A 21,403-nucleotide genomic window follows, 5' to 3' on the forward strand; every position below is an offset into this window, starting at 1 on the left:
ACGAGCATGGACCCGACCGTCCTCGCCTGGGCGCTGGCGCAGCCCGCCGGCAGCCGGGCCGCCGCGCTCGCCGCCGCCTACACCGGCGGCACCACGCGCGTCACCTTCGACGGACGGACCGTGGAGTACCGTAGCCTCGACGAACTCAGCCGTGCGCTCGCCGTGCTGCGCGGGGCGGAGACCACGGCAGCGCGCCGTCCCTCCGTCACGCTGGCCAGCTTCTCCCGCGAGGGAACCAGGTGATGGGCCGGCTGCGAGACGCGTGGAACGCGCTGCGGGGCTACGCCGCGGCACAGGACCAGCGTGCCTCCGCCTGGGCGCCGTCTGGCGGCAGCGCGACAGCCGAGGTCGGCATGGCCGCGACGACGGTCGCGCGGCGGGCGCGCGATGCCGTCCGCAACGATCCCTATGCCTGCCGCATCGTCGATCTCTGGACCGGCAACGCAGTCGGCGCCGGCATCACCACGCGCTGGCCGGATGGGCGTCATGCCGAGGCCTGGCGGCGCTGGGCGGAGAGCACGGCCTGCGACGCCGAAGGCCGGCTCGACCTCTACGGGCTGCAGGCGCTCGTCATGCGCGCCGTCGTCGAGAGCGGTGAGTGCTTCGTGCGATTTCTTATGGTGCCGCCGTCCCCCGCCAACCCGATCGGGCTGCGGCTTCAGGTGCTGGAGAGCGATCACCTCGACACCGCGCGGAACGGGATGGTGGATGGCGCCCCGACCGTCCAGGGCATCGCGCTCGGCGAGGCCGGGCAGCCTCTCGGCTACTGGCTGCACCGGGTGCATCCCGGCGCGGCCTGGATCCTGCCGGGCGCAACCTGGCTGAGCAGCGAGCGCATCCCGGCCTCGGATGTGCTGCACATCTACCGCAAGCGGCGCCCCGGCCAGCTGCGCGACGTCTCCTGGCTCGCGCCGGTGCTGCTCCGGCTGCGCGACCTCGGCGACTACGAGGCGGCCCTGCTGATGAAAGCCAAGATCGAGGCCTGCCTTGCGGCGGTGGTGACCGAGGAGGGCGACGAGGCGCTGACCGGCGCCGCCGCCGGCCTGCTCCGCGATGCCCAGGGCCGGACGGTGGAGAGCTTCGAGCCGGGGATGATCCTGTATCGCCGCGGCATGGGCTCCGTGGAGGTGGTGAACCCCTCCGGCGGCGGCAGCCACGCGGCCTTCGCCCGCCGCGCGCTGGAGGCGGCCGCGGTCGGCGCCGGCCTCACCTACGACCAGGTCTCCGGCGACCTCACGCAGGCGAACTATTCCTCCCTGCGCGCCGGTAAGATCGAGTTCCGCCGGCTCTGCGAGCAGGTGCAGTACGGGATGCTCATCCCGATGCTGGTGCGCCCGATCGCGGACCGCTTCCACGCCCAGGGTGCGCTGCTCGGGCTGTGGGGCGCCGAGATGCCGGACGGCGTCAGCCACGTCCCGCCAGCGCACGAGATGATCGATCCTCTGAAGGACACCACGGCGCTGATCGCTCAGGTCCGCGCCGGCTTTGTGCCGCAGCCCGAGGCCGCCGGCGCCTTCGGCTACGACTTCCGCGCCGCGGTGGAGATGATCCGCGAGGCCAACGCCCTGCTCGACGAGGCGGGCATCTCGCTCGACACCGACCCGCGCCGCGTCGCGAAGTCCGGCGCCGCCCAGGACGCGGCGCAGATGGCCGCCGTCGAGATCGCCGCCACCGGCGCCGCCGCGCCTGCCGCAGGAGAACCCCGATGATCGCCGGCGCCTACGACTGGACGGACGACATGCTCAAGATCAAGAGCATGCAGAAGAAGTTCCGCGACAGCTTCAACGGGACCGAGATCAACCCAGCCCGCTGGGACGTCGCAGCCAGCGGCAGTGGCATGGTCCTCGCTGTCGCGGACGGCACCGTCACCATCTCCACCGGCACGACCCTCGACGACGAGATCGTGCTGACCAGCCGCACCGCCTTCACCATCCCGCTCCGCATCATGGCGGCGCTGAACCTCAGCCAGCGCATCGCCGGGCAGTCGGTCTGGCTCGAGCTGGTCTCCGTCGATCCGACCTCTGCCCAACCGGACGGCCGCAGCGCCGCGGCCTGGCGGCTCGACGGCACCAGCCCGACACTGGCGAACTACGAGGTAGGGAGCGAGGGCGCGCCGCGCCTCGTCACCGCCTCCGCCTCGACCATCCCAACCACGGCGCCGGCAGGCTGGTCGGTGCTGGAGATCGAGCCGACCAACGACGAATGCTGGTTCCACGGCCGGCAGATCGACACAACGGCGGCGCGGTCGAATTCCTATGTCCGCCACCAGCAGATCCCGGAGCCGAATGCGCTCTACCGGTTCCGGATCCGGGTGCGGAACCGGCAGTTCATCAACGGCATCTCCGCGGTCGCCAACAACGGCTCCGGCCTGGTGCGGATCACCCGGGCCGCACATGGCTTCGCGACGAACGATGTGGTGACGGTCGCGGACGTCTCCGGCGTGCCCGGGGCGAATGGCACCTTCACCATCACGGTCATCGACGCGAACAGCTTCGACCTGGTCGGCTCGACCTTCTCCGGGGCCTACCTCAACACCGGCTGGGCGTCGGTCTCGCGCAACCTGGCGCCGGCCTCGAGCACCGACGTGAAGGTGCAGTTCGTCACCATCGCGGACTACGCCGAGCTCACCACCGAGATCACCGCCGGGCGCGGCCAGTCGGTCGCCGGCCAGGGGCTCGGGGTGAACGTGCTGAGCACTATCGCCCCGACACTGACGGCAGTGGGTGGCCAGGCGCGCAACACGAACGGCGCCCTGCCGGTGCTGGTGGCCACCGGCCTCTCGGCAAACCCGACCGCGGTGACCACCGGCCGGGGCATCGACCTGCTGGCGACGCTGATCGGCGCGCTGGTGAACAAGCCCTTCTCGATCCCGGAGGCGGACTGGCAGTACGCCGGCGCCGCGGGCGGGATTACCGGCACGGCGGACGTCGTGCTGAAGGCCGCGGCGGCCGCCGGCGTCCGGAACTACGTGACCTCCATCGACCTGCGGAACGCGCATGCGACGGTGGCGACGGAGGTGGTGATCAAGGACGGTGCGACGGTGATCTGGCGGCAACTGCTGCCGGCGGCGATGGCGACCCCGGTGGACATCACCTTCCCGACGCCGCTGCGCGGGACGGCGGCAACGGCAGTGAACTTCGCCTGCCTGACCACGGGCGCGCAGGTCTACGTCAACGCGCAGGGCTACGCCGCGCCGTAGCGGCGGCGGCCAGCAGGAATCCAGCATGACCGAGACGACCGAGCCGGGCGGCAGCGATGCCGCGCCGGCGACCCCTGCCATGCCGATCGTGGCGCAGCGCGCGCTGGCGGCCCCGGCCACCGTCGATCGTGCCGCGCGCACCGTCGAGGTGGTGTGGTCGACCGGCGCCCGCGCCCGCAACTTCGTCCCCGCCCTCGGCCTCATCACCGAGGAGCTGGAGATGTCGCCGAACGCGGTGCGTATGGACGCGCTGCGCTCGGGTCAGGCCCCGGTGCTGAACACCCACCGCCGCGGCGATGCGCGTGACGTCCTTGGGCGCGTCACGGCCGCCCGCCTCGAGCGCGGTCGCGGCTACGCCACGCTGCAGTTCTCCGCCGCGGCCGATGTCGAGCCCGTCTGGCAGCGCATCGCCGACGGCACGCTCCGCGCGGTGAGCGTCGGCTATCGCGTGCACCGCTACGAGCCGCGGCCCGACGTCGCGACTGGCGAGACCGTCCACCGCGCCGTGGATTGGGAGCCCTTCGAGATCTCCGTCGTGCCGGTCCCGGTGGATCGGGACGCCGCAGTCCGTGCGCAGGGGGAGCAGGGCCTCCCCGCGCCGGCGATCGAACCCGCCCTGCCTGACGAGGAACCCATCATGCCCGAGACGACGCCGGAGACCCCGGCCGCGCCGGCGCCGTCCGCGCCGCCCAGCCCGACCCAGGAGACCACCGTGACCACCACGCCCAGCGCCCCGGTGCCGGAACCCACCCGCGCCGCGCCCGACCTCGACGCGGTCCGCGCCGAAGCGCAGCGCGCGGAGCGCGAGCGCATCGCCGCCATCGACGCCGCCATCGAGGCCGCCCGCGCCCTGGTCGCGGCCGATCGCATCCCGCCGATCCGCAGCGAGGCGATCGAACGCGGCTGGTCGGCCGACCAGGTCCGCCGCGCCCTGTTCGACCTCCTGGTCACGACGGCGCCGAAGCCCTCCGTGCCCGCGCGGCCGGAGACCGGCCCCGGCCACGACGATCCCGCCATGCTGGTCGACGCCATGGCCGAGGCGCTCGCCGCCCGCGCCATGCCCGGCTACCAGCCGCAGGGGAATGGCCGCCACGCCGAGTTCATGGGCTGGCGCCCCTCCGACATGATCGGCGAACTGCTGCGCGCCCGCGGCGAGCGGAGCGTGCCGCGCAACCCGACGCTGCTGGCCGAGCGCGCCTTCCACACCACCTCCGACTTCCCGCTGCTGCTCTCGGCGGCGGCCAACAAGATGCTGCTCGCCGCCTACCAGCCGGCGCAGCCGACCTACCGCCAGATCTTCCTCCGTCGCGACTTCCGCGACTTCAAGCCGCACCGGCACCTCCGCGTCGGCGACTTCCCGACCCTGCTGCCGCTGCTGGAGAACGGCGAGATCCAGGCCGGCACGATGTCCGAGAGCCAGGAGATCGTCCTGCTGCAGACCTTCGCGCGGCGCATCCGCGTCACCCGGCCGATGCTGGTGAACGACGACCTCGGCGCCTTCACCGACTTCGCCGCGGCGATCGGCCGCCGCGTCGCCGACTTCGAGAACGCCACGGCCTACGGGCTGCTGAACTCGGCCAACGGCGACGGCCCGACGCTGACCACCGGCAACACCGCGGTGTTCGGCACCGGCGCGGCACGCGCCAACAAGGCGGGCGCGGGCTCGGCGCTCGACCTCGGCGGGCTCGCCACCGGCCGGGCCGCCATCATGCGCCAGAAGACGCTCGACGGGCTGCCGATCGCCATCGGTTCCTCGATGCGCCTGCTGGTCGGGCCGAACCAGGAGCTCGCGGCGCGGCAGCTCACCGTGAGCGTCGCGGCGACGCAGACCTCGAACGCGAACGTCTTCGCAGGCTTCGTGCAGCCGCTGGTCGAGCCGCTGATCCAGAACAACCGCTGGTACCTCTTCTCCGATCCGCTCTCGGCGCCGGTCTACGTCTACGGCTACCTGAACGGCGCGGAGGGGCCGCAGGTCACCACCGGGCCCGTCTCGGGCGTCGATGGGGTTGAGGTCAGCGTGATCTTCGACTTCGGCGTCGGCGCCATCGACTGGCGCGGCGCCTGGTTCAATCCGGGCACCTGATCCCGGCTCACCCCTTCCATCGTGAACCCACGCAGAGGGCGTCCTTCGGGACGCCTTCTGCGTTTCTGGAGACCCCATCACCATGCGCAACTTCGTCCAGCCGGGCGACAGCCTGGCCGTCGCCGTCCCCTATGCGGGCGGCGTCACCGCCGGCCAGGGCGTCCTGGTCGGCGCGCTGTTCGGCGTCGCTGCCGTCGACGGCGCGCAGAACGCCGTCATCGAGGCCGCCACCCAGGGCGTGTTCGATCTCACCAAGGAGCCCTCGCTCGCCATCTCCGCCGGCGCGCGGGTCTTCTGGGACAACACCAACCGCCGCGTCACCACCACCGCCACCGGCAACTTCTCGATCGGCATCGCCACCCAGGCCGCGCTCGCCGCCGACGCCACCGTCCGCGTCTGGCTCAACCGCGTCCCGGCGTCCGGCGCATGAGCGGTGACCCGAAGCTCAGCCGGGGCTACCGCAACCGCAACCCCGGGAACATCGAGCACCTCGCCACCAACAAGTGGCTCGGGCTCGTCGATCCGCCTTCGGACGGGCGGTTCTGCCGCTTCCGCTCGCACCAGCACGGCATCCGCGCCCTCGCCCTGCTGCTGCAGAGCTACCAGGACCGGCACGGGCTGCGCACGGTGCGCAGCATCGTCGCGCGCTGGGCGCCAAGCAGCGAGAACGACACCCGCGCCTACCAAGCGGCGGTCGCTGCGCGGCTGGGGGTCGGGCTCGACGATCCGATCGACCTGCACGATGCCGCCACCATGCGCGGGCTGGTCGAGGCGATCATCCGCCATGAGCTCGGCGGCATGCCCTATGCACCGGAGACCATCGTTGAGGGGCTGCGTATGGCGGGGCTGGTCCAGCCGGGCCTCGCTCATAGCGGCACCGTGCGCGCCGCCGCTGGCTCGGTGGTCGCCGGCGTCACGGCGGCGGCGGTGGTCGATGCGGTCACCACGCTCGCGCCGCACGCAGACGGCCTGGCCTCGGTCCTGCGGGCGCTCGGCCCGTGGGGCGTCGCCGCCGCGGTGATCGGCGTCGCGGCCTGGACCATCCACCAGCGGCTGCAGCGGCAGCGGGAGGTCGCCCGATGACGGACCACGACCGCGAACTCGGCACCATCGTCACCCGCCTGACCGAGATCGAGCGGCGCCTCGCCGAGGGCGACAAGGACATGCGCGAGCTGACCCGCACCGTCACCGAGCTGGTCAAGGCGATGGCGGGCCTGACGGCGCGGCTGTCGCTGGCTGCCGGCGGAGTGCCGGGCGCGTCGCCGGCGATCCCCGCGACGGGCGCGGCCGCGGCTGGCGGCATCGTCGGCGCGGCGGTCGGCGCGAAGCTCGCCTCGTGGCTTGGGCTGGGCTGATCCGCCATGGGTGTGTTCGACGACGCGCTGGCGGTGCTCGCCGCCGACCCGAACCTCGGGGTGGAGGCGACCTACCGCGCTGCGGGCACCGGCGCGCCCATGTCGCTTCGCATCCTGCGCTCCAGCCCGGATCGCGTCGCGGATGCCTTCGACACGCCGGTGCTGCGCGCGACCGACGTGCTGACGGTCGGCATCGCCCTGCTGGCGGCGGTCGAGGCGGGCGACACCTTCGCCATCGGCCCGGATCTGCTCACGGTGGACAGCGCCGAGCGGGACGCCGCCGGGGTCGCCTGGCGCGTGCTCTGCCGGCGGTAGGCCGTGCGGCTCACCGCCATCGTCGGCGACCTCCGCAAGGCGCTCGCCGAGGAGGTCTGTGCCGGCGAGCGCGCCGCTTCCCGCGCCGTGCGCGCCGAGACCGACGCGCTCAAGGGGGAGCTCCGCCAGCAGGTCGCCGGCTCCCTCGGCGGCAAGGCGCGCGGCATCGCCAATGCCTGGCGCTCGCAGGTCTTTCCGCGCACGGGTGTGTCGATGCGCGCCGCCGGCCTGGTCTGGAGCAAGACCCCGCTGGTGATCGACGCCTTCGAGCGCGGTGCGCTGATCCGGCCGAAGGGCGGCGGGCGGTTCCTCGCGATCGCCACTGGCTTCAACGCCGCACGCGGCTGGCGTGGCCGCGGCGACAAGGGGCTGCGCGTCACGCCCGCGCAGATGGTCGCCTCCGGCCAGGGCTTCCTCCGGCCCTTCCGCTCGGGGCGCGGCTTCGTCTGGTGCCTGCCGCTGCGCCAGGGCGCGGCGACAGGCCGACGGCGGCGCACCCGCCTCATTGCCGGCGGCGTGGCCGAGGTCGGCACCGCCAACCGCAAGGGCCGCGAGGCCTGGGCGCGCGGCCTACTCGAACAGGGGATGGTGCCGATGTTCCTGCTGCTGCCGCAGGTGAAGCTGGCCAAGCGGCTCGACGTGCGCGGCGCCTCTCTTCGCGCCCTGCGGCGCTTGCCGCGGCGCTTCGTGGCGGCCTGGGAAGCCGAAACGGCGAGGACCGGATGAGTGTCCGCGAGACGGCCCTGGCCGCCCTGTCCGCCCGCCTGGGTGCCGCCCTGGCCGTGCGGAACCCTGCCCCGAAGGTCCTCCGCAACGAGACCGTCCCCCAGCGCCTGCCCACCGGCGGGCTCGTGGTGGTGCGGGACGGCGAGACGGTGGAGGAGACCCCGATCCTCTCACCGCTCGCCTGGGCGGTCGAGCACCGAGCGGAGGTCGAGGTCGTCGCCGCCACCGGCGCGATCCTCGACGCGCTGCTGGTCGACATTGCCGCGGCGATCGCTGGCGATCGCACCCTCGGCGGCGCGGTCGAGTGGGCGCAGCCCGGCGCGCCGTCCTTCGACGACGCCGAGACCGAAGGCGCCGCAGCCGCCCGCGCCGCCTCCGTCCCCGTCACGCTGTCCTTCACCGTGGCCGGCTCGCCGCTGGCCTGATCCCGCTCCCGGAGACGTCCCATGCCCCGTGCCATCGGCGCGAACTCGCGCCTGCTCATGATCCCTGAGGTCACCTACGGCACCGCGCCTGGGGGCAACTGGCGGCGCGTGCCCTTCCTCTCCTGCAATCTCGGCGCCGAGCAGCCGCTGCTCGACGCCGACGTCATCGGCCTCGGCGGCAATCGCGATCCCGCCGCGCCGTTCTTCGACACCGTCACCGTCGAGGGCGACGTCGTCGTGCCGGTCGACCTGATCAACATCGGCCACTGGCTGCGCCTCCTGCTCGGCGCGCCGACCACCACCGGCACCAACCCGAACTTCACCCACACCTTCGCCTCCGGCGCGGCGACGCTGCCCTCGCAGGCGATCGAGATCGGCTATCCGGACGTGCCGAGCTACGACGTCTGCGCCGGCGTCCGCGCCGACGCGTTGGAGATCGACTTCAGCCCGACCGGGCCTGCCACCGCGACGATCAAGCTCATTGCGCAGGGCTCGACGCGCTCGGGCTCCTCCTCCGGCGGCACGCCGGTCGCGGCGGCCTACACCGCCTTCAACAAGGCGCAGGGCTCGATCACGCGCGGCGGGTCCGCGCTGGCGCAGGTCACCGGCGCGCGGCTCGCCTACTCGAACAGCGTCGAGGCGGTGCGCACCATCCGCGCCGACCGCAAGATCGAGGGCGCGGATCCCGGCATCGCGCGCGCCACCGGCCAGATCACCGCCCGCTTCGCGGACACCACGCTGCTGACGCAGGCGGGGAACGGCACGGCGGCGGAGTTCGCCTTCGCGTTCACCATCGACGCGAACCGCAGCCTCACCTTCACGCTGCACGAGGTCTACCTGGCGCTCGCCAAGACACCGATCGAGGGGCCTGCGGGCGTCGAGGCGAGCTTCGAGTTCCGCGCCGCCTTCAACACCACGGCGACGCGCATGATGACCGCAGTGCTGAAGAACCAGCAGGCGGGGACGGAGTACGCGTGACGCGGCTATGCGCTTCCAAGAGCGCGGCTGCCCAGGAGCCTCTTCAGCAAGAAGTACGATGCTCGGAACGCCATGGTTCTCCCGAACACGGCGAACTCCTCCTCGGTCAATCCGATGAGGTTGTGCCCACCGATCGATGCGAATGAAAAAGCGCCGCAGATCCCGCGCTCTTCCTGCTCATCGATGAAGCCGGACGTCCGGAGGTATGCCGCGACCTGCCCCCAGACCGCTGGATTGAAGGAGCGCGGACACGCAGCATTTCTTTCCTCTGCAATCCGACGCGCGAGATTCTGAAGGAATACGCGAGCGGACGTTAGGCTGCCGTTCCAGTCTCCCCGAATGAATGCCTCCGCTGACTGGTCTATCAGCCTGCTGAGCTCCGAAGGTGCGTCGGGGATCGCCTCGCGAAGCAAGGAGGTCAGTAGATCGTCGGGCGCCGATGTGCCTGCCATCGCAGGATCGATTGGGACGAAACCGCTGGCGGATGAGCCACGCGTCCCCGGCTCACGTGCGTAGCCGTCGAGCGCGAGAGATCGTTCGAGTTCGGCCCACCATTGGTCATGCACGTACTTCGTCTGGAAGGTGCTGCGCACGGCATCGTGGGTGCGTGCCAGCTCCTGCACCAAATCCGACAGCGCTGCCATATCAGCATAAAGCACGATCTCCGTAAGGGAGCCGGCGATCTCCTGGGCGGCCTGCGCTTCGTCTCCTTGAGCTACAATTCCGTACTTCATCAGGAGGAGGGCCGCATCTTGACGCGCCATCTTCCGGAGGAATTGGATCAAGGACATCCTGGAGCGCGTGCTGAGATTCATCGTCTCCGCCGCCTTCCGTCGTTGAACTGCTGAACCAGGAGCCGATGGGGAGCGCTTGTCGTCTTCATCCGCGATCGAGGTCCTGCAGCACCTCAGGCAGGTCACGCGCGCCGTGCAGAATGCGCAGGATCCTCGGGGGAATAGTGCTGGCCCGGTAGACCAGGATGTAGGGAAAGCCGCGCAGCACGAGGAAGCGTACCGTCTCGGGTGCCAGTTCAGGACGGTGGCGTCCGATCTCGGGGTGTTCGGCGATGCTCCTCGCTGCGCGACGTACCGCTGTCCGAAGATCCTCGGCGGCCCGTGGGTTGTCCTGGGCGATCCAGGCGACGGCCTCGCGGATATCGGCGCGCGCTGCGGGGGAGAGGATTGCCGCGCCGATATGGGCTCGGGGACTCAGCGCGGCTTCCTCGCCGCCCGGGCGTTGGCGATGACCTCACCGAGTTCGGCGTCTACCTCATCCGCTGTAAGCCAGCCCTTCTCGTCTGCTTCGCGCTCGGTGCGATCGAGCATTTCGGTGAACGCCGCGCGACGCGCCTCCTGCTGTTCCAGGAGTCGAAGCGCAGCCCGCATCACCTCGCTCACGTTGCCATAGCGACCGGAAGCCACGCAGCGCTCCGCGAAGCCTTCAAGTTCCGGCGTTAGGCTGACATTCGGCATTCCGTCCTCCCGCCATCGTCATGTCAGACTTTGACATGCCGGCGGCCTGTTTCAACCCCCCGGAGCCCACCCACCATGCTCACCCTCGACCTCCCGGCCGAGCCGTACTGGCTCGACCTGCCGCGCGGCGTCCGCGTCGAGATCCGGCCCGTGACGACCGCCGTAATGGCCGCGGCGCAGGCCGCCGCCGCGCGTCGCCTCGCCGCAATCCGCATCGCCGACCCGGACCTCGACCACGACATGTCCCGGGGGCTCTCCTTCGCCTTCCTGGTCAAGGCGCTCGCCCGGCACGCCGTCACCGCTTGGGAGGGGGTCGGCGACGCGGCCGGCAAGCCGCTGCCGCTCTCGCCCGAGGCGGTCGAGCGCCTGATGGACCTCGACGACATCGCCGCAACGTTCTGGGACCGCGCCACGGCGCCCGTCGCCGCGGTGGCCGTCGAGGGAAACGGCTGAGGGCCCGCGCCGCCTGGCACTTCGGCCGCGGGCCCGAGTACTGCCGCGGCTGCGCCGCCCTCGGCCGCGACTGCGCCGACGCCTGCCCCTACGCCGCGCACGCGCCCACCAGCGTCCAGGGCCACGCCTGCTGGGTCGCCGGCACCGCCTGCACGGACGTCACCATGGCCGGCCTGACCCTCGACACCGCCGGCGCGCTCGCCGCCGCGCGCGACCTCGGCGCTGCTGGCTGGGTAGCCGCCGAACTGCTGCTCGCGGTCCGCATCGGCATGGCCGAGGGCAGCGCCGCCCGCCGCGAGGGGGAGACGATCTGACATGGCCGACGCCACCCGCCGCGTCTCGGTCCGCCTCTCGCTGGACGACGCCGCCCGGGTCAAGGCCGGGCTGCGCGAGGTGGGCGAAACCGGCCAGCGCTCCCTCGACCAGATCAAGGGCGGCGCCGAGCGCGCCTCCCGCTCCCTCGAACTGCTCGACGTCGCCACCCGCGGCATCCAGATCGCCGGCGTGGCGGTCGCCGCCCGCGCCCTGGTCCAGGCCGGCGACGCGCTCACCCAGGGCCTCTCGCGCCTGCAGAACGCCACCGGCTCGGTCGAGCGCGCCGGCCAGGTCTATGAGGCGCTGTACCGCAACGCGCTCTCCACCGGCGTCGCCGTGTCGGAGAGCGTCGACGCCTTCCAGCGCTTCTCGATCGCCGCCCGCGAGATCGGCGCCACCTCCGACCAGGTGGTGCGCCTCGTCGGCGGCCTGCAGCGCGTCGCTATCGTCTCCGGCGCCTCCACCCAGGAGATCAGCAGCGCGACCCTGCAGCTCGCCCAGGCGCTGGCCTCCGGCGTGCTGCAGGGCGATGAGCTGCGCTCCATCCTCGAGGCCATGCCGCTGCTGGCCGAGGGCCTCGCGCGCGAGCTCGGCGTCTCGATCGGCGAGCTGCGCAAGCTCGGCTCCGAGGGCAAGCTCACCGCCGAGCGGGTCTTCCCGGCGCTGCTGCGCGCCACCGAACGGCTCGGCGCCGAGCTCGACCGCGCGCCGCTGTCGCTCGGCCGCGCCTTTGGTCAGCTGACGGCGGCGACCGAGAACTTCCTCGGCCAGCTCGACCGCGCCATCGGCCTGTCCAATGCGCTCGCCCGGGCGCTCTCGGCGGCAGCCCGCGCCGTGGACAGTGTCCGCCAGGGCGCCGGGCTGCGCAGCGAGGAGGAACGCCTCGCTGGCCTGCGCCGCCAGGCCGAGGCGCTCTCGGCGCAGATCGGCCGGCTGGAGAGCGAGGGGGACGGCCGCGACAGCCTGCGCGCCCCGGTCCGCCGCGGCAGCATCCGCCCCGGCCTGGTCGGCACCGCGGAACAGCAGGCCGGCGTGGACAGCCGGGCGCGGCTGGAGGAGCTGCGCCGCGACTACTTCGCGACCCTGGCCGAGATCGACACCACCGAGCGGGAGTCGCTGAACCGCCGGTTGGAGGAGCAGGAGCGCGCCGGCCAGGCCGCGGCCGACGCTCGCCGCCGCCGCGCCACCCAGGACGTCCAGGAGCTCACCCGCGACCTCGACGACCGCTTCCGGATCAACCGCGAGTACGAGGAGCGCGTCCGCCGGCTGCGTGAGGCCGAGGCGGCCGGTGGCGTCACCGCCGCCGAGCGCACCCGCCTCGAGACGCTGGCGCTGCAGGAGCGCGACGAGGCGCTGCGCCGGCTGGAGCCGCGCGTCGCCGCGGTGCGCCGCGCCAGCACCGAGGGCGCGCGGGAGGCGCGCGACGCCGAGCGCCAGCTGAACGACCTGCTGCGCGAGCGCGAGCGGCTGATCCAGGACAACGAGACCGCCTATGAGCGCTACCAGCGCCGGCTGGAGCGGCTCGGCGACCTGGTGCAGCGCGCCGAGCGCGCCGGCCGGCCGATCCCCGACGAGACCATCGGGCGGGAGGCGCAGCGCGCGCTGGAGGATCTGGAGGAGGCCGAGCGCCGCCTGCAGCGCAGCACCGAGGGCACGCGGGAGGCGGCGCGGGAGCTGGGCTTCGCGTTCTCCTCGGCCTTCGAGGACGCGATCGTGCGCGGCGACAAGCTGTCCAAGGTCATGCAGGGCCTGCTGCAGGACATTACCCGCATCATCGCGCGCCGCACCATCACCGAGCCGCTGGGCAACGCCGTGTCGGCCGGGCTCACCAGCCTCGGCGCTGGCAGCTGGTTCGACGGCATCGGCTCCTGGCTCGGCGGGCTGTTCCGCGCCGAGGGCGGGCCGGTCGCGGCCGGTCAGCCCTACATCGTCGGCGAGCGCGGGCCCGAGTGGTTCGTGCCCGACCGCGGGGGGACTGTGCTGCCGAACGGCATGGCGCCGGGCGGGCCGGTCATCCAGCAGACCATCAACATCGACGCGCGCGGCGCAGACGCCGGCGTCGAGGCGCGGCTGCGGCTGCTCGCCGGGCAGATCGCGCGGCAGGCCTCGGCCATGACGCTCGATGCCATCCGCCGCGGCGGCAGCGCCTACGAGACGGTGCGCGGATGACCGAATACGCCTGGCCCGAGGCGCTGCGTCCGACGCGGCTGACTTTCTACCTGCAGCACAACACCACGCGCTTCGTCTCGCCGGTCACCCGCGGCACCCAAGTGCTGCGGCGCGAGGGCGCGCGCTGGGTCGCCCAGGCGACCTTCGATCCGCTCGATCGCGTCCGCGCCGGCCTGCTCGAAGGTCTGCTCGCCGCGCTCGCCGGCTCGGTGAACACGGTCCGGATCTGGGACTGGCGGCGCGAGTTCCGCACCGGCGACCCGCGCAGCCAGGGCGATGTGCCGAGCGGGCCGTTCTCCTACTCCGACGCCACCATCTTCACCGACGGCACCGGCTTCGTGGTGGGCTCCGGCAATCCCGCGCTGGCGGCGGGCGCGCCGCGCGGGGCGCTGGCGATCCAGACCCAGGGCTGGTGGCCGAACGGCGTCGCAGTCGGTGCCGGCGACCTGATCGGCCTGGCGGGGCGGCTCTACATCGCCACGGAGACGGTCACCGCCTCGGGCGCTGGCACGGCGACCATCCCGATCGCGCCGCCGCTGCGCGAGGCACTGCTGATCAACCAGCCGCTGGTCCTCACCAGGCCCACCGTCGCCATGCGCCTGGTCTCTGACGACGACGCCGCCAACCCGACCCGGCCGGGGCGCTTCACGGCGATCACCATCCGCCTCGAGGAGGCGCTGTAGTGTCCGACACCCACGGCACGCCGCGGCTGTCGCCGCATGCGGCTTCCTCCGCTACCTCGCCGGTCGCCGCCCCCGTCGTGCTGGTCGAGCTCGACTTTGCCTCCGGCGCCTTCCGCGCCTGGACAGGGCTCGGCCAACTCAACTGGGCGGGGAAGGTGTTCGAGGGCGTCGGCTCGATCGGCGCGGTCGGCGAAGTCGAGGAGACGGTCGAGCTGCGCGCCGTGCGGCTGACGCTCGCGCTCTCACCGGTGCCACAGGAGGTGGTGGACATCGCGCTGGCCGAGCGGAGCTTCCGGCTGCGCCCGGCCCGGCTGTGGGGCGCGCTGCTCGACGCCGAGGGCGCCTTCGTCGCGGACCCGTTCCCGCTCTGGGCGGGGCTGATGGACACGATGGAGGTGACGGACGGCGCCGAGCCGCGCGTCGCGCTCACCTGCGAGAGCCGCCTCGTGGACCTCGAGCGCGCCGAGGTGCGGCGCTACACCGACGCCGACCAGCAGGCCGAGTATCCGGGCGACCGCTTCTTCGAATACGTCCCCGCCCTGCAGGAGGCGGAGATCCGGCTGCCCGCGCAGTGACGCGGCGGCCAGACTGGGCGGTACGGCTGGCAGCCCTGCTGTCGGTGGTGGAGATGCGCGCCTTCGACGCCCATCGCTGGAACTGTGGGCGGTTCGCGCTGGCGGCGGTCGAGGCGGTGACAGGGGGGAGGCCAGCCTTTCGGGTCTTGCCCGATCTGGCCGCCTCCGCCGACAGCGCCGGCTTCCCGCGCGTGGCGCCGCTGCGGGCCCGCATGGGCGACGTCGTCCTCGCGCCCAATCCCGATCGCCTCGGCGTGGTGCTCGACGCCGGCCGCGTCGCCTTTGTCGGGCCGCGCGGGCTGCTGCGCGCGCCGATCACCCTCTGCACCATCGCCTGGAGGATCGGCTGATGCCCGCTGCCGTTCCCCTGATCGCCGTCGTCGCGGGCGGCGTCGCCTCGGCCGCCGTGGGCGGCGGCATCATCGGCGCGATCGTCGGCGCCGGCGCGGCCTTCGTGGTCTCGACGATCGGCGCCTCGGTCTTCCCCGCCAAGCGGCCAACCGCTCCGACGTCCTCCGCCGCGCTCCGCCCGGGGGACGACCCCACCGCGCCTGGCGCCGGCCGAACGCAGTCCTTCCGCCAGCCGATCACCGAGCACCAGATCGTCTTCGGCCGCTGCAAGGTCGGCGGGCCGATCGTCTTCATCCACTCGGCCACCGACGACACCGGCCGCGCCGATGGCTGGTTCTACGCGGTCGTCGTCCTCGCCGCACACCGCCTCCGCGCCATCGGCGAGGTCTGGCTCGGCGACACGCTGGCGACCGACGCGAAGTTCGCCGGCCTGGTGCGGATCGACCGCCACCTCGGCGATCCCGACCAAGCCGCGAACGCCAACCTGATCGCCGAAACCGGCGGCAAATGGACGGCCGAGCATCGCGGCCGAGGCCGCGCCTATGTCGCCGTCCGCCTCAAGATCACCGCCGAGGCCTTCCCCTCCGGCCCGCCGAACATCGCGGCCCTTGTCGAGGGCGCCGACACGATCCTCGACCCGCGGACGGGGGCCAACGGCTGGTCCGACAACCCGGCGCTCTGCCTCGCCTGGTACCTGACCGCGCCCTTCGGCTGGAAGGCGTCCTGGGACGACATCGACATCCCCGCCCTGATCGCCGCGGCCAACATCTGCGACGAGCTGATCGGCACCCGGCCCGGCGTCACCGAGCGGCGCTACACCGTCAACGGCCGCGTCTCGCTCGGCGAGGGCAAGATCGCCATCACCCGCAAGCTGGTCGCCGCCATGGCCGGCGCGCTGGTGGTCTCGGGCGGGCGGTTCTTCATCCATGCTGGAGGGCCGGCACTGCCGGCGGCGACGCTCACCTCGGACGACCTGCGCGGCGACGTCACCATCCAGGGCAGCCGGCCGCGGCGGGACCTCTTCAACGGGGTGCGGGCCGTCTACGTCGACCCGGCGAAGAACTGGCAGCCGACCGACGCGCCGCCGCTGCTCGCCTCGAACTACGTCGCCGAGGATGGCGGCGAGCAGATCTATCGTGACCTCGAGTACCCGCTGACCACCTCGGTGGCGACCGTACAGCGGTTGATGAAGGCCGAGCTGGAGCGCATCCGCCGCCAGCGCGAGGTGGCGTTCCCGGCCAACCTCTCGGCGCTGCGGCTGCGGCCCTGGGACGGGGTGACCGTCGCCCTCGACCGGGTTGGGGCCTTCCCGGCGCGGGTCACCGGCTGGCGGCTGTCGCCGGATGGCGGTGTCGACCTCACCCTGTCCGAGGAGGACCCGGCGGTGTGGGACTGGAACCCGGCGGTGGACGAGCGCGCCGCCGGCGACAGCCCCTCCGTGGTGCTGCCGAACCCGGGGGTGATCGCCGCGCCCGCCAGCATCACCGTCGAAACGCCGACCGGCAGCGCCTTCGCCACCCTCGGTGTCTCCTGGTCCGCGGTCGGCAGCGCCTACCTGGCGGGCTACGAACTCGAGTTCCGCCCCGCCTCCGTCGCCACCTGGCAGGGCTACGGCGGCGCCCTTGGTGCGACCGCAGCCTCGATCCCCACCGCCGAGCCAACTGCCTTCCGGGCGCGCGCGGTGGCGCGCAGCGGGGCAGTGTCGGGCTGGCGGGAGGCAGCCATCCCCGGCGCCGTCACTGCGCCCGCCGCGCTCGGCATCACCGGCGGCGTGCGGCTGTCGGGCGGCTTCCCGGCCGACGCCGTGCGGCTGCAGGTCTTCGAGGCCAGCAGCGCCAGCCTCGCCGCCGCCGTGAAGCTCGCGACGGAGCCCACCACGCTGCCCTGGGACCGCACCGGCCTCACCGCCGGCCAGGCCCGCTGGTACTGGCTCCGCGCCGTCTCCGCCGAGGGCAACGTCTCGGCCCTCGTCGGGCCCGTCACTGCGACCGCGCTGTAGGAGGCGACATGGCCGCCCGCATCGACGACCTGATGGTCCTCGGCCAGAACATCTCCAAGACCGACCTGGCGAAGTACCTGCGCGACCGCGAGGCGGTGCTGCCGCGCGACTTCGGCGGCCTTGGCGATGGCGCCGCGAACGACCGCGCCGCCATCCAGGCCTCCTTCGACCGCGCCGCGGCGGACGGGAAGTTCGCCGTGATCCCGCCCGGCACCTGGAACGTCGATGCCGGCGTGACGCTCGGCGGCGGCGCCCGCGGCCTGATCATGCAGGGGGTGATCCAGTACACCGGCGCCGCCAACGCGCCGGCGACCGTGCTGACGCTCGGCGAAGGCGGCACCACCCGCAATAGCGAGAAGCTCTACTTCAACCTGCAGGTCACGCGGCAGATCCAGTCCGACTGGGCCAGCGAAGCCGACATCGGCATCCTCGCCCGCAACCTCGACTCCTCGCTGCTCGACCTCCGCCTGGTCTCGGGCTTCACGATCGGGCTGCGGACGCTCGGCGACGGCCGCGGCTTCGAGGACACCACGCTGATCCTCGGGCGCATTCTGAACAACCGCTACGGGCTCGACGCGCACTGCGCCACCGCCACGGCCTGGAACACCTCGATCCGCTACTATGGCGGCCACTTCGCCTGCGCGACCGGGATCAACCCCACCCTCGACCGCTACGGCGTGCGCTTCTCGCGCCAGGCCGGAGCCTACAACAACCACAACCGCCACATCTTCGACGGGCCGAACTTCGAGCTGCGCCAGCTCGACCCGAACGTCGCCATCCCCTTCCTGAACGAGACCAGCGGGACGGCGATCATCGCGCGGGGCATGCGCATGGAGGCCTGCTCGCCGATCGCGGCGCGGCATACTGGGGCAGCCACGGACTGCGAGTACGAGGTGGCCTGGGCGCAGACCTACGCCATCGGTATCGACTACACCGCGACGGCGACCCGCGCCGGCAACGCCGTCTACAACCGCCACCGCGCGCCGGCGTCGCGGCTGACCCGGCTGCTGGCCAACATCCCGAACCTGCGCGCCGCCGCATTCCGCCACAGCAACACCGAGATCGGCGTGGAGGGCGCCTGCATCATCGCGACCTCGACGACGACCGAGACCACGATGGTGGCGCTGTCCTGGAACGGGCTGGACGGCATTGCCGCGACCGGGCGGGGGCTGCTGCTGAACGCCAACCGCGGCGTCGCCTTCGTGGTGCAGACCACGCACGCGAAGGAATTCGCGCTCGCGCACTGGCTGGTCGGCGGCGCCGATGGCGGGCGGCTCTGCGTGCGCTGCTTCGACGGCGCGGGCACGGTGCGGGAGAACCAGCCGCAGGACGTGCTGGCCTCGGGCACCACCATGCAGTGGGACACCGCCTCGAAGAGCTGGCAAGCGGGCGCTGTCATGCAGGACAGCTCGCTGAACCGGCGGCAAACGGTACGGCTCGGCGCGGGCGTCGCCTTCGCGCAGATCGGCATCATCGGCTTCGATGGGCAGATCGAGCTCGAGGCGCTGCGGCTCTACGGCCTGCCGGAGGATGGTCCGGCGATCCTCTACGCCTGCCCCTCGCTGCCGGCCGGGACGCGGACGCTGGCGCTGGAGACCAGCTGGGACCTGCCGAGCCTTGGCCCCGGCGCGACGGCGAATGTCGACGTCACGGTGCCTGGCGCGCGACGGGGCGACTTTGCCGACGCGTCGCTCGACACCAGCAGCATCGCCTTCGTGCTGGACTGCCACGTGTGGTCCAATAACAGCGTGCGCGTCACGGCGCGGAACGTCAGCGCGTCGACGGTGGACCTCGCCGCGGCGCCGCTCGCGGTGCAGGTGACGAAGCGAAGGGTGCCGTGAGGCCGAGCGGGGGGGGGGGGTGCCAAGGCGATCCCAGACAACTCGCCGCTTCAGCGTCGCCGCACCAACATCCGCAGCTTCTCCAGCGCAACCCGCTCGCTCTCCTTGTAGTCGACCGTCCCGGCAAACCGCCCCTCGGCGTCCAGCAGGAAGATGCTGGCCGAATGGTCCATCGTGTAGCCGCCACCTTCCAGCGAAACGCGCCGGTAGTAGACGCGGAAGGCACGCGCGACCTCGGCGATCTGCGCCTCGGTCCCCGACAGGCCCGTGATCCGTCGGTCGAAGGCCTCGAGGTAGCCGGCCATCGCCTCGGGCGTGTCGCGCTCGCTGTCCACGCTGACGAACAGCCAGTGAATCCGGTCCGCTTCGGCGCCCATCGCCTCGATGAAGCCCGTCATCTCGCTCAGCGTGGTCGGGCAGACATCGGGGCAGTGGGTGAATCCGAAGAAGATCGCCACGGGCCGGCCACGGAAATCCTGCTCGGTCACGGCGCGGCCACGGTGATCGGTCAGTCGGAACGGACCGCCGATCGCAAGGCTCGACGGGCCCGTCGCGACGCGTTCCGGCGCCAACGGGCCATCTGTCACCAGCCAGCCGCCCGTGGTCGCCACCAGCGCGAAGCCGACGGCGGCGACGGCGCCCCAGGCGAGCCAGCGCACGATGCGCAGCAGCTTCATGGCACGCCCTCAGTGCCCGTCATGGCCGGAACCGCGTGCGCCGGCCGCCTCGACCGCCAGTTCAACCTCGACGCGCCCGGCCCGCTCGAACACCAGCGTCAGCGGCACGCGCGCCCCTTGGGCGAAGCCCCCCTGCGGGCCGATCAGCATCAGGTGCAGGCCACCTGGCGCGAGGCGGACCTCTTGCCCCGGAGGCAGGGCGATGCCGCCGGGGACCGGGCGCATGCGCATGATGCCATCCGTCATGGACATCTCGTGCAACTCGACCTTGCCCGCCTGGGGCGTCTCGGCACCTAGGAGGCGATCGGGAGCGCTGCCGGCATTGCGGATGGTCATGTAGCCCGCCGCGGTCGGGGCTCGGGGAGCCACCGCCCGCGTCCAGGGATGGCCGATATGCAGGTCGGCCGCCCGGAAATCGTGCGCAGCAGCGGGTGTGAAGGACAATGCGGAAGCGGCGAGGTTCGCGCCGACCACGAGGGTCGCGCGCAGGAAGGTGCGACGCATGACGGACAACTCCGAATCGGAATGGATGCCAGCCGACGCGGGGCGTCGGCGACGAGGATCAGCCGATGGTCGGAGGTGTCGGGGGTGCGCGTGCCGGCGGCGGACCACGGAACGGCGGCACGAGACGACGTTGTCCAACAGGCGGACGGGCCTGTTCGAGGGCCAGCCAGGCGTGCTCGTTCAGAACGACGTCGGCTGGCGGTGTCGACCACGCACCCTCAGGCAGGCGGCACAGCGGGCAATGCCCGGCCGGCGCCGCGTGAGGAGACTGCTCGTCTTCGACCGGGCCGGATTGCCCCGAGGGCAGGCAGAGCGCCGACCGCAGCAGCACGTCGAAGGCCGCCCGCTCCGCCGCCGCGAACGCCGGCAGCGGCAGCAACAGACGGGCGATGATGCCGAGCAGCACCAGCGCCGAGATCGGCCCGCGCAGTTCCGCCCGGACGCGCCTCATGCCTGGCGCGGTCCGTATAGGATGATCAGTGCACCGAGAACGCAGACAGCGCCGCCGATGAGGTCCCAGCGATCGGGCGAAACACCCTCCACGACCCGCAACCAGACCAGCGACGCCGCGATATAGATGCCGCCATAGATCGCAAAGGCCCTGCCGGCGCTCTCGACATCCGTCAGCGAAAGCAGCCAGCCGAACAGCGCCAGCGAGACCACGCCGGCCGCGCCCCAGGCGATCGATCCACCGAGCCGCCACCATGTCCAGATCGCGTAGCAGCCGGCGATCTCGGCCGCGGCTGCCGCGACGTAGATCGCGAGCGTCTTCATCGCGCCGGGCGGGCCTCGGCGACCTCGGTCCAGGGCGTGCAGGCGCCTCGCGTCAGCCAGGGCCAGGGATTCTCGGGCCTGCCCCCGCGGCGGAGTTCGATGTGCAGGTTCGCCCCCGTGGTGCGCCCCGTGCGTCCGACAACGCCGATGTCCTGCGCCGCCCGCACCGTCGCGCCCGCAGCGATGCCCGGCGCGAAGCGCGCGAGATGGGCGTAACGCGCGCGCGAGCCGTCAGGGTGCTCGATCTCGACCATCAGGCCGTAGTCGAAGTAGCGGCCGGCGAAGACCACGACGCCGGGCGCGGCCGCCGTCACCGGCGTGCCGACCGGCGCGCGGATGTCCACGCCGGGATGCGGCCGGCCGTGGCGCGGGCCGAAGCCGGAGGAGAACTCGCCGGCGACCGGCATCGCGACCGGACAGGGGGCGGCGATCACGGCGCCCGGCAGCGCGACCAGGGCCGCGGCAAGGGGTATGCGCTTCAGAACCATGGGCGCGCTGTGCCTCAGGCG

At 72.6% G+C, this 21,403-nt stretch carries 27 protein-coding genes; 19 read left to right on the top strand and 8 right to left on the bottom strand.

Translation table 11 applies throughout. The annotated features are described in order from the left end of the window. The first annotated feature begins 6 nt into the window (after window positions 1–6). The 11 genes from F563_RS0116940 to F563_RS0116990 all read left to right on the top strand — a co-directional run bounded on the left by F563_RS0116940 (window position 7) and on the right by F563_RS0116990 (window position 9,081). Window positions 7–243, top strand: a complete 237-nt coding sequence (locus F563_RS0116940; protein WP_019015880.1) for a phage head-tail joining protein — start codon at window positions 7–9, stop codon at window positions 241–243. Continuing rightward, on the top strand, window positions 243–1,709 hold the full coding sequence (locus F563_RS23050; RefSeq protein ID WP_019015881.1) for a phage portal protein: 1,467 nt from the start codon (window positions 243–245) through the stop codon (window positions 1,707–1,709). Before F563_RS0116940 ends, F563_RS23050 begins: the two co-directional genes overlap by 1 nt. Next, window positions 1,706–3,199 (top strand): ubiquitin-activating E1 FCCH domain-containing protein, encoded by a 1,494-nt coding sequence (locus F563_RS0116950; RefSeq protein ID WP_019015882.1) that lies wholly within the window; start codon window positions 1,706–1,708, stop codon window positions 3,197–3,199. The genes F563_RS23050 and F563_RS0116950 overlap by 4 nt, the downstream gene beginning before the upstream one ends. Before the next feature lie 25 nt (window positions 3,200–3,224). Further along, the gene (locus F563_RS0116955; protein WP_019015883.1) at window positions 3,225–5,282 is read left to right on the top strand and encodes a prohead protease/major capsid protein fusion protein; all 2,058 of its coding nucleotides are present in this window, start codon (window positions 3,225–3,227) and stop codon (window positions 5,280–5,282) included. Window positions 5,283–5,364: 82 nt separating this feature from the next. Beyond that, window positions 5,365–5,712 carry a DUF2190 family protein gene (locus tag F563_RS0116960; RefSeq protein WP_019015884.1) on the top strand — a complete coding sequence of 116 codons (348 nt, stop codon included), beginning with the start codon at window positions 5,365–5,367 and terminating at the stop codon, window positions 5,710–5,712. Then, a complete protein-coding gene (locus F563_RS0116965; RefSeq protein WP_019015885.1) occupies window positions 5,709–6,365 on the top strand; it encodes a structural protein in 657 nt (218 codons plus the stop codon). Before F563_RS0116960 ends, F563_RS0116965 begins: the two co-directional genes overlap by 4 nt. Next, entirely contained in the window at window positions 6,362–6,637 is a 276-nt protein-coding gene (locus F563_RS0116970) for a hypothetical protein (RefSeq protein ID WP_007005774.1), read from the top strand. Before F563_RS0116965 ends, F563_RS0116970 begins: the two co-directional genes overlap by 4 nt. A 6-nt stretch (window positions 6,638–6,643) precedes the next feature. After that, complete coding sequence (locus F563_RS0116975; RefSeq protein ID WP_019015886.1) at window positions 6,644–6,952, top strand: head-tail joining protein; 309 nt, start codon at window positions 6,644–6,646, stop codon at window positions 6,950–6,952. Window positions 6,953–6,955: 3 nt separating this feature from the next. After that, entirely contained in the window at window positions 6,956–7,678 is a 723-nt protein-coding gene (locus tag F563_RS0116980) for a DUF6441 family protein (protein WP_019015887.1), read from the top strand. Continuing rightward, window positions 7,675–8,103 carry a hypothetical protein gene (locus tag F563_RS0116985; RefSeq protein ID WP_019015888.1) on the top strand — a complete coding sequence of 143 codons (429 nt, stop codon included), beginning with the start codon at window positions 7,675–7,677 and terminating at the stop codon, window positions 8,101–8,103. Before F563_RS0116980 ends, F563_RS0116985 begins: the two co-directional genes overlap by 4 nt. A gap of 21 nt (window positions 8,104–8,124) precedes the next feature. After that, window positions 8,125–9,081 (top strand): phage tail tube protein, encoded by a 957-nt coding sequence (locus F563_RS0116990; protein WP_019015889.1) that lies wholly within the window; start codon window positions 8,125–8,127, stop codon window positions 9,079–9,081. A gap of 5 nt (window positions 9,082–9,086) precedes the next feature. Here F563_RS0116990 and F563_RS0116995 read toward each other — a convergent pair whose 3' ends face one another. From F563_RS0116995 to F563_RS0117000, 3 genes are all read right to left on the bottom strand, one after another. Beyond that, complete coding sequence (locus F563_RS0116995; protein ID WP_019015890.1) at window positions 9,087–9,896, bottom strand: hypothetical protein; 810 nt, start codon at window positions 9,894–9,896, stop codon at window positions 9,087–9,089. Window positions 9,897–9,960: 64 nt separating this feature from the next. After that, entirely contained in the window at window positions 9,961–10,293 is a 333-nt protein-coding gene (locus tag F563_RS24550) for a type II toxin-antitoxin system RelE/ParE family toxin (RefSeq protein ID WP_342662339.1), read from the bottom strand. Beyond that, window positions 10,290–10,553 carry a type II toxin-antitoxin system ParD family antitoxin gene (locus F563_RS0117000; protein ID WP_019015892.1) on the bottom strand — a complete coding sequence of 88 codons (264 nt, stop codon included), beginning with the start codon at window positions 10,551–10,553 and terminating at the stop codon, window positions 10,290–10,292. The genes F563_RS24550 and F563_RS0117000 overlap by 4 nt, the downstream gene beginning before the upstream one ends. A gap of 75 nt (window positions 10,554–10,628) precedes the next feature. On the opposite strand from F563_RS0117000, the gene F563_RS0117005 reads away from it, so the two are divergent. The 8 genes from F563_RS0117005 to F563_RS0117040 all read left to right on the top strand — a co-directional run bounded on the left by F563_RS0117005 (window position 10,629) and on the right by F563_RS0117040 (window position 18,939). Beyond that, the gene (locus F563_RS0117005; RefSeq protein ID WP_019015893.1) at window positions 10,629–11,006 is read left to right on the top strand and encodes a hypothetical protein; all 378 of its coding nucleotides are present in this window, start codon (window positions 10,629–10,631) and stop codon (window positions 11,004–11,006) included. 164 nt (window positions 11,007–11,170) lie between these two features. Beyond that, window positions 11,171–11,320 carry a hypothetical protein gene (locus tag F563_RS25250; RefSeq protein WP_019015894.1) on the top strand — a complete coding sequence of 50 codons (150 nt, stop codon included), beginning with the start codon at window positions 11,171–11,173 and terminating at the stop codon, window positions 11,318–11,320. A gap of 1 nt (window position 11,321) precedes the next feature. After that, window positions 11,322–13,490 (top strand): tape measure protein, encoded by a 2,169-nt coding sequence (locus F563_RS0117015; protein WP_019015895.1) that lies wholly within the window; start codon window positions 11,322–11,324, stop codon window positions 13,488–13,490. Continuing rightward, window positions 13,487–14,173 carry a hypothetical protein gene (locus F563_RS0117020; RefSeq protein ID WP_019015896.1) on the top strand — a complete coding sequence of 229 codons (687 nt, stop codon included), beginning with the start codon at window positions 13,487–13,489 and terminating at the stop codon, window positions 14,171–14,173. The genes F563_RS0117015 and F563_RS0117020 overlap by 4 nt, the downstream gene beginning before the upstream one ends. Then, window positions 14,173–14,748 carry a hypothetical protein gene (locus F563_RS0117025; protein ID WP_019015897.1) on the top strand — a complete coding sequence of 192 codons (576 nt, stop codon included), beginning with the start codon at window positions 14,173–14,175 and terminating at the stop codon, window positions 14,746–14,748. The genes F563_RS0117020 and F563_RS0117025 overlap by 1 nt, the downstream gene beginning before the upstream one ends. Continuing rightward, a complete protein-coding gene (locus tag F563_RS0117030) occupies window positions 14,745–15,098 on the top strand; it encodes a DUF6950 family protein (RefSeq protein WP_019015898.1) in 354 nt (117 codons plus the stop codon). Before F563_RS0117025 ends, F563_RS0117030 begins: the two co-directional genes overlap by 4 nt. Next, window positions 15,098–17,098, top strand: a complete 2,001-nt coding sequence (locus F563_RS0117035; protein WP_019015899.1) for a phage tail protein — start codon at window positions 15,098–15,100, stop codon at window positions 17,096–17,098. The genes F563_RS0117030 and F563_RS0117035 overlap by 1 nt, the downstream gene beginning before the upstream one ends. An 8-nt stretch (window positions 17,099–17,106) precedes the next feature. Further along, window positions 17,107–18,939, top strand: coding sequence for a hypothetical protein (locus F563_RS0117040; protein ID WP_019015900.1), 1,833 nt, complete (start codon window positions 17,107–17,109; stop codon window positions 18,937–18,939). 50 nt (window positions 18,940–18,989) lie between these two features. Here F563_RS0117040 and F563_RS0117045 read toward each other — a convergent pair whose 3' ends face one another. Genes F563_RS0117045 through F563_RS23055 form a run of 5 tightly spaced genes read right to left on the bottom strand, consistent with a single transcriptional unit; the run spans window position 18,990 to window position 21,382 of the window. Further along, on the bottom strand, window positions 18,990–19,616 hold the full coding sequence (locus tag F563_RS0117045; RefSeq protein ID WP_019015901.1) for an SCO family protein: 627 nt from the start codon (window positions 19,614–19,616) through the stop codon (window positions 18,990–18,992). Window positions 19,617–19,625: 9 nt separating this feature from the next. Then, the gene (locus tag F563_RS0117050) at window positions 19,626–20,120 is read right to left on the bottom strand and encodes a copper chaperone PCu(A)C (RefSeq protein ID WP_019015902.1); all 495 of its coding nucleotides are present in this window, start codon (window positions 20,118–20,120) and stop codon (window positions 19,626–19,628) included. A gap of 58 nt (window positions 20,121–20,178) precedes the next feature. Next, complete coding sequence (locus F563_RS0117055; RefSeq protein ID WP_019015903.1) at window positions 20,179–20,571, bottom strand: DUF2946 family protein; 393 nt, start codon at window positions 20,569–20,571, stop codon at window positions 20,179–20,181. Then, a complete protein-coding gene (locus F563_RS0117060; RefSeq protein WP_019015904.1) occupies window positions 20,568–20,894 on the bottom strand; it encodes a YnfA family protein in 327 nt (108 codons plus the stop codon). The genes F563_RS0117055 and F563_RS0117060 overlap by 4 nt, the downstream gene beginning before the upstream one ends. After that, window positions 20,891–21,382 (bottom strand): M23 family metallopeptidase, encoded by a 492-nt coding sequence (locus F563_RS23055; protein WP_019015905.1) that lies wholly within the window; start codon window positions 21,380–21,382, stop codon window positions 20,891–20,893. The genes F563_RS0117060 and F563_RS23055 overlap by 4 nt, the downstream gene beginning before the upstream one ends. Between the last annotated feature and the right edge of the window lie 21 nt (window positions 21,383–21,403).

It is taken from the genome of Elioraea tepidiphila DSM 17972 (assembly GCF_000378465.1).
Lineage (GTDB): Bacteria > Pseudomonadota > Alphaproteobacteria > Acetobacterales > Acetobacteraceae > Elioraea > Elioraea tepidiphila.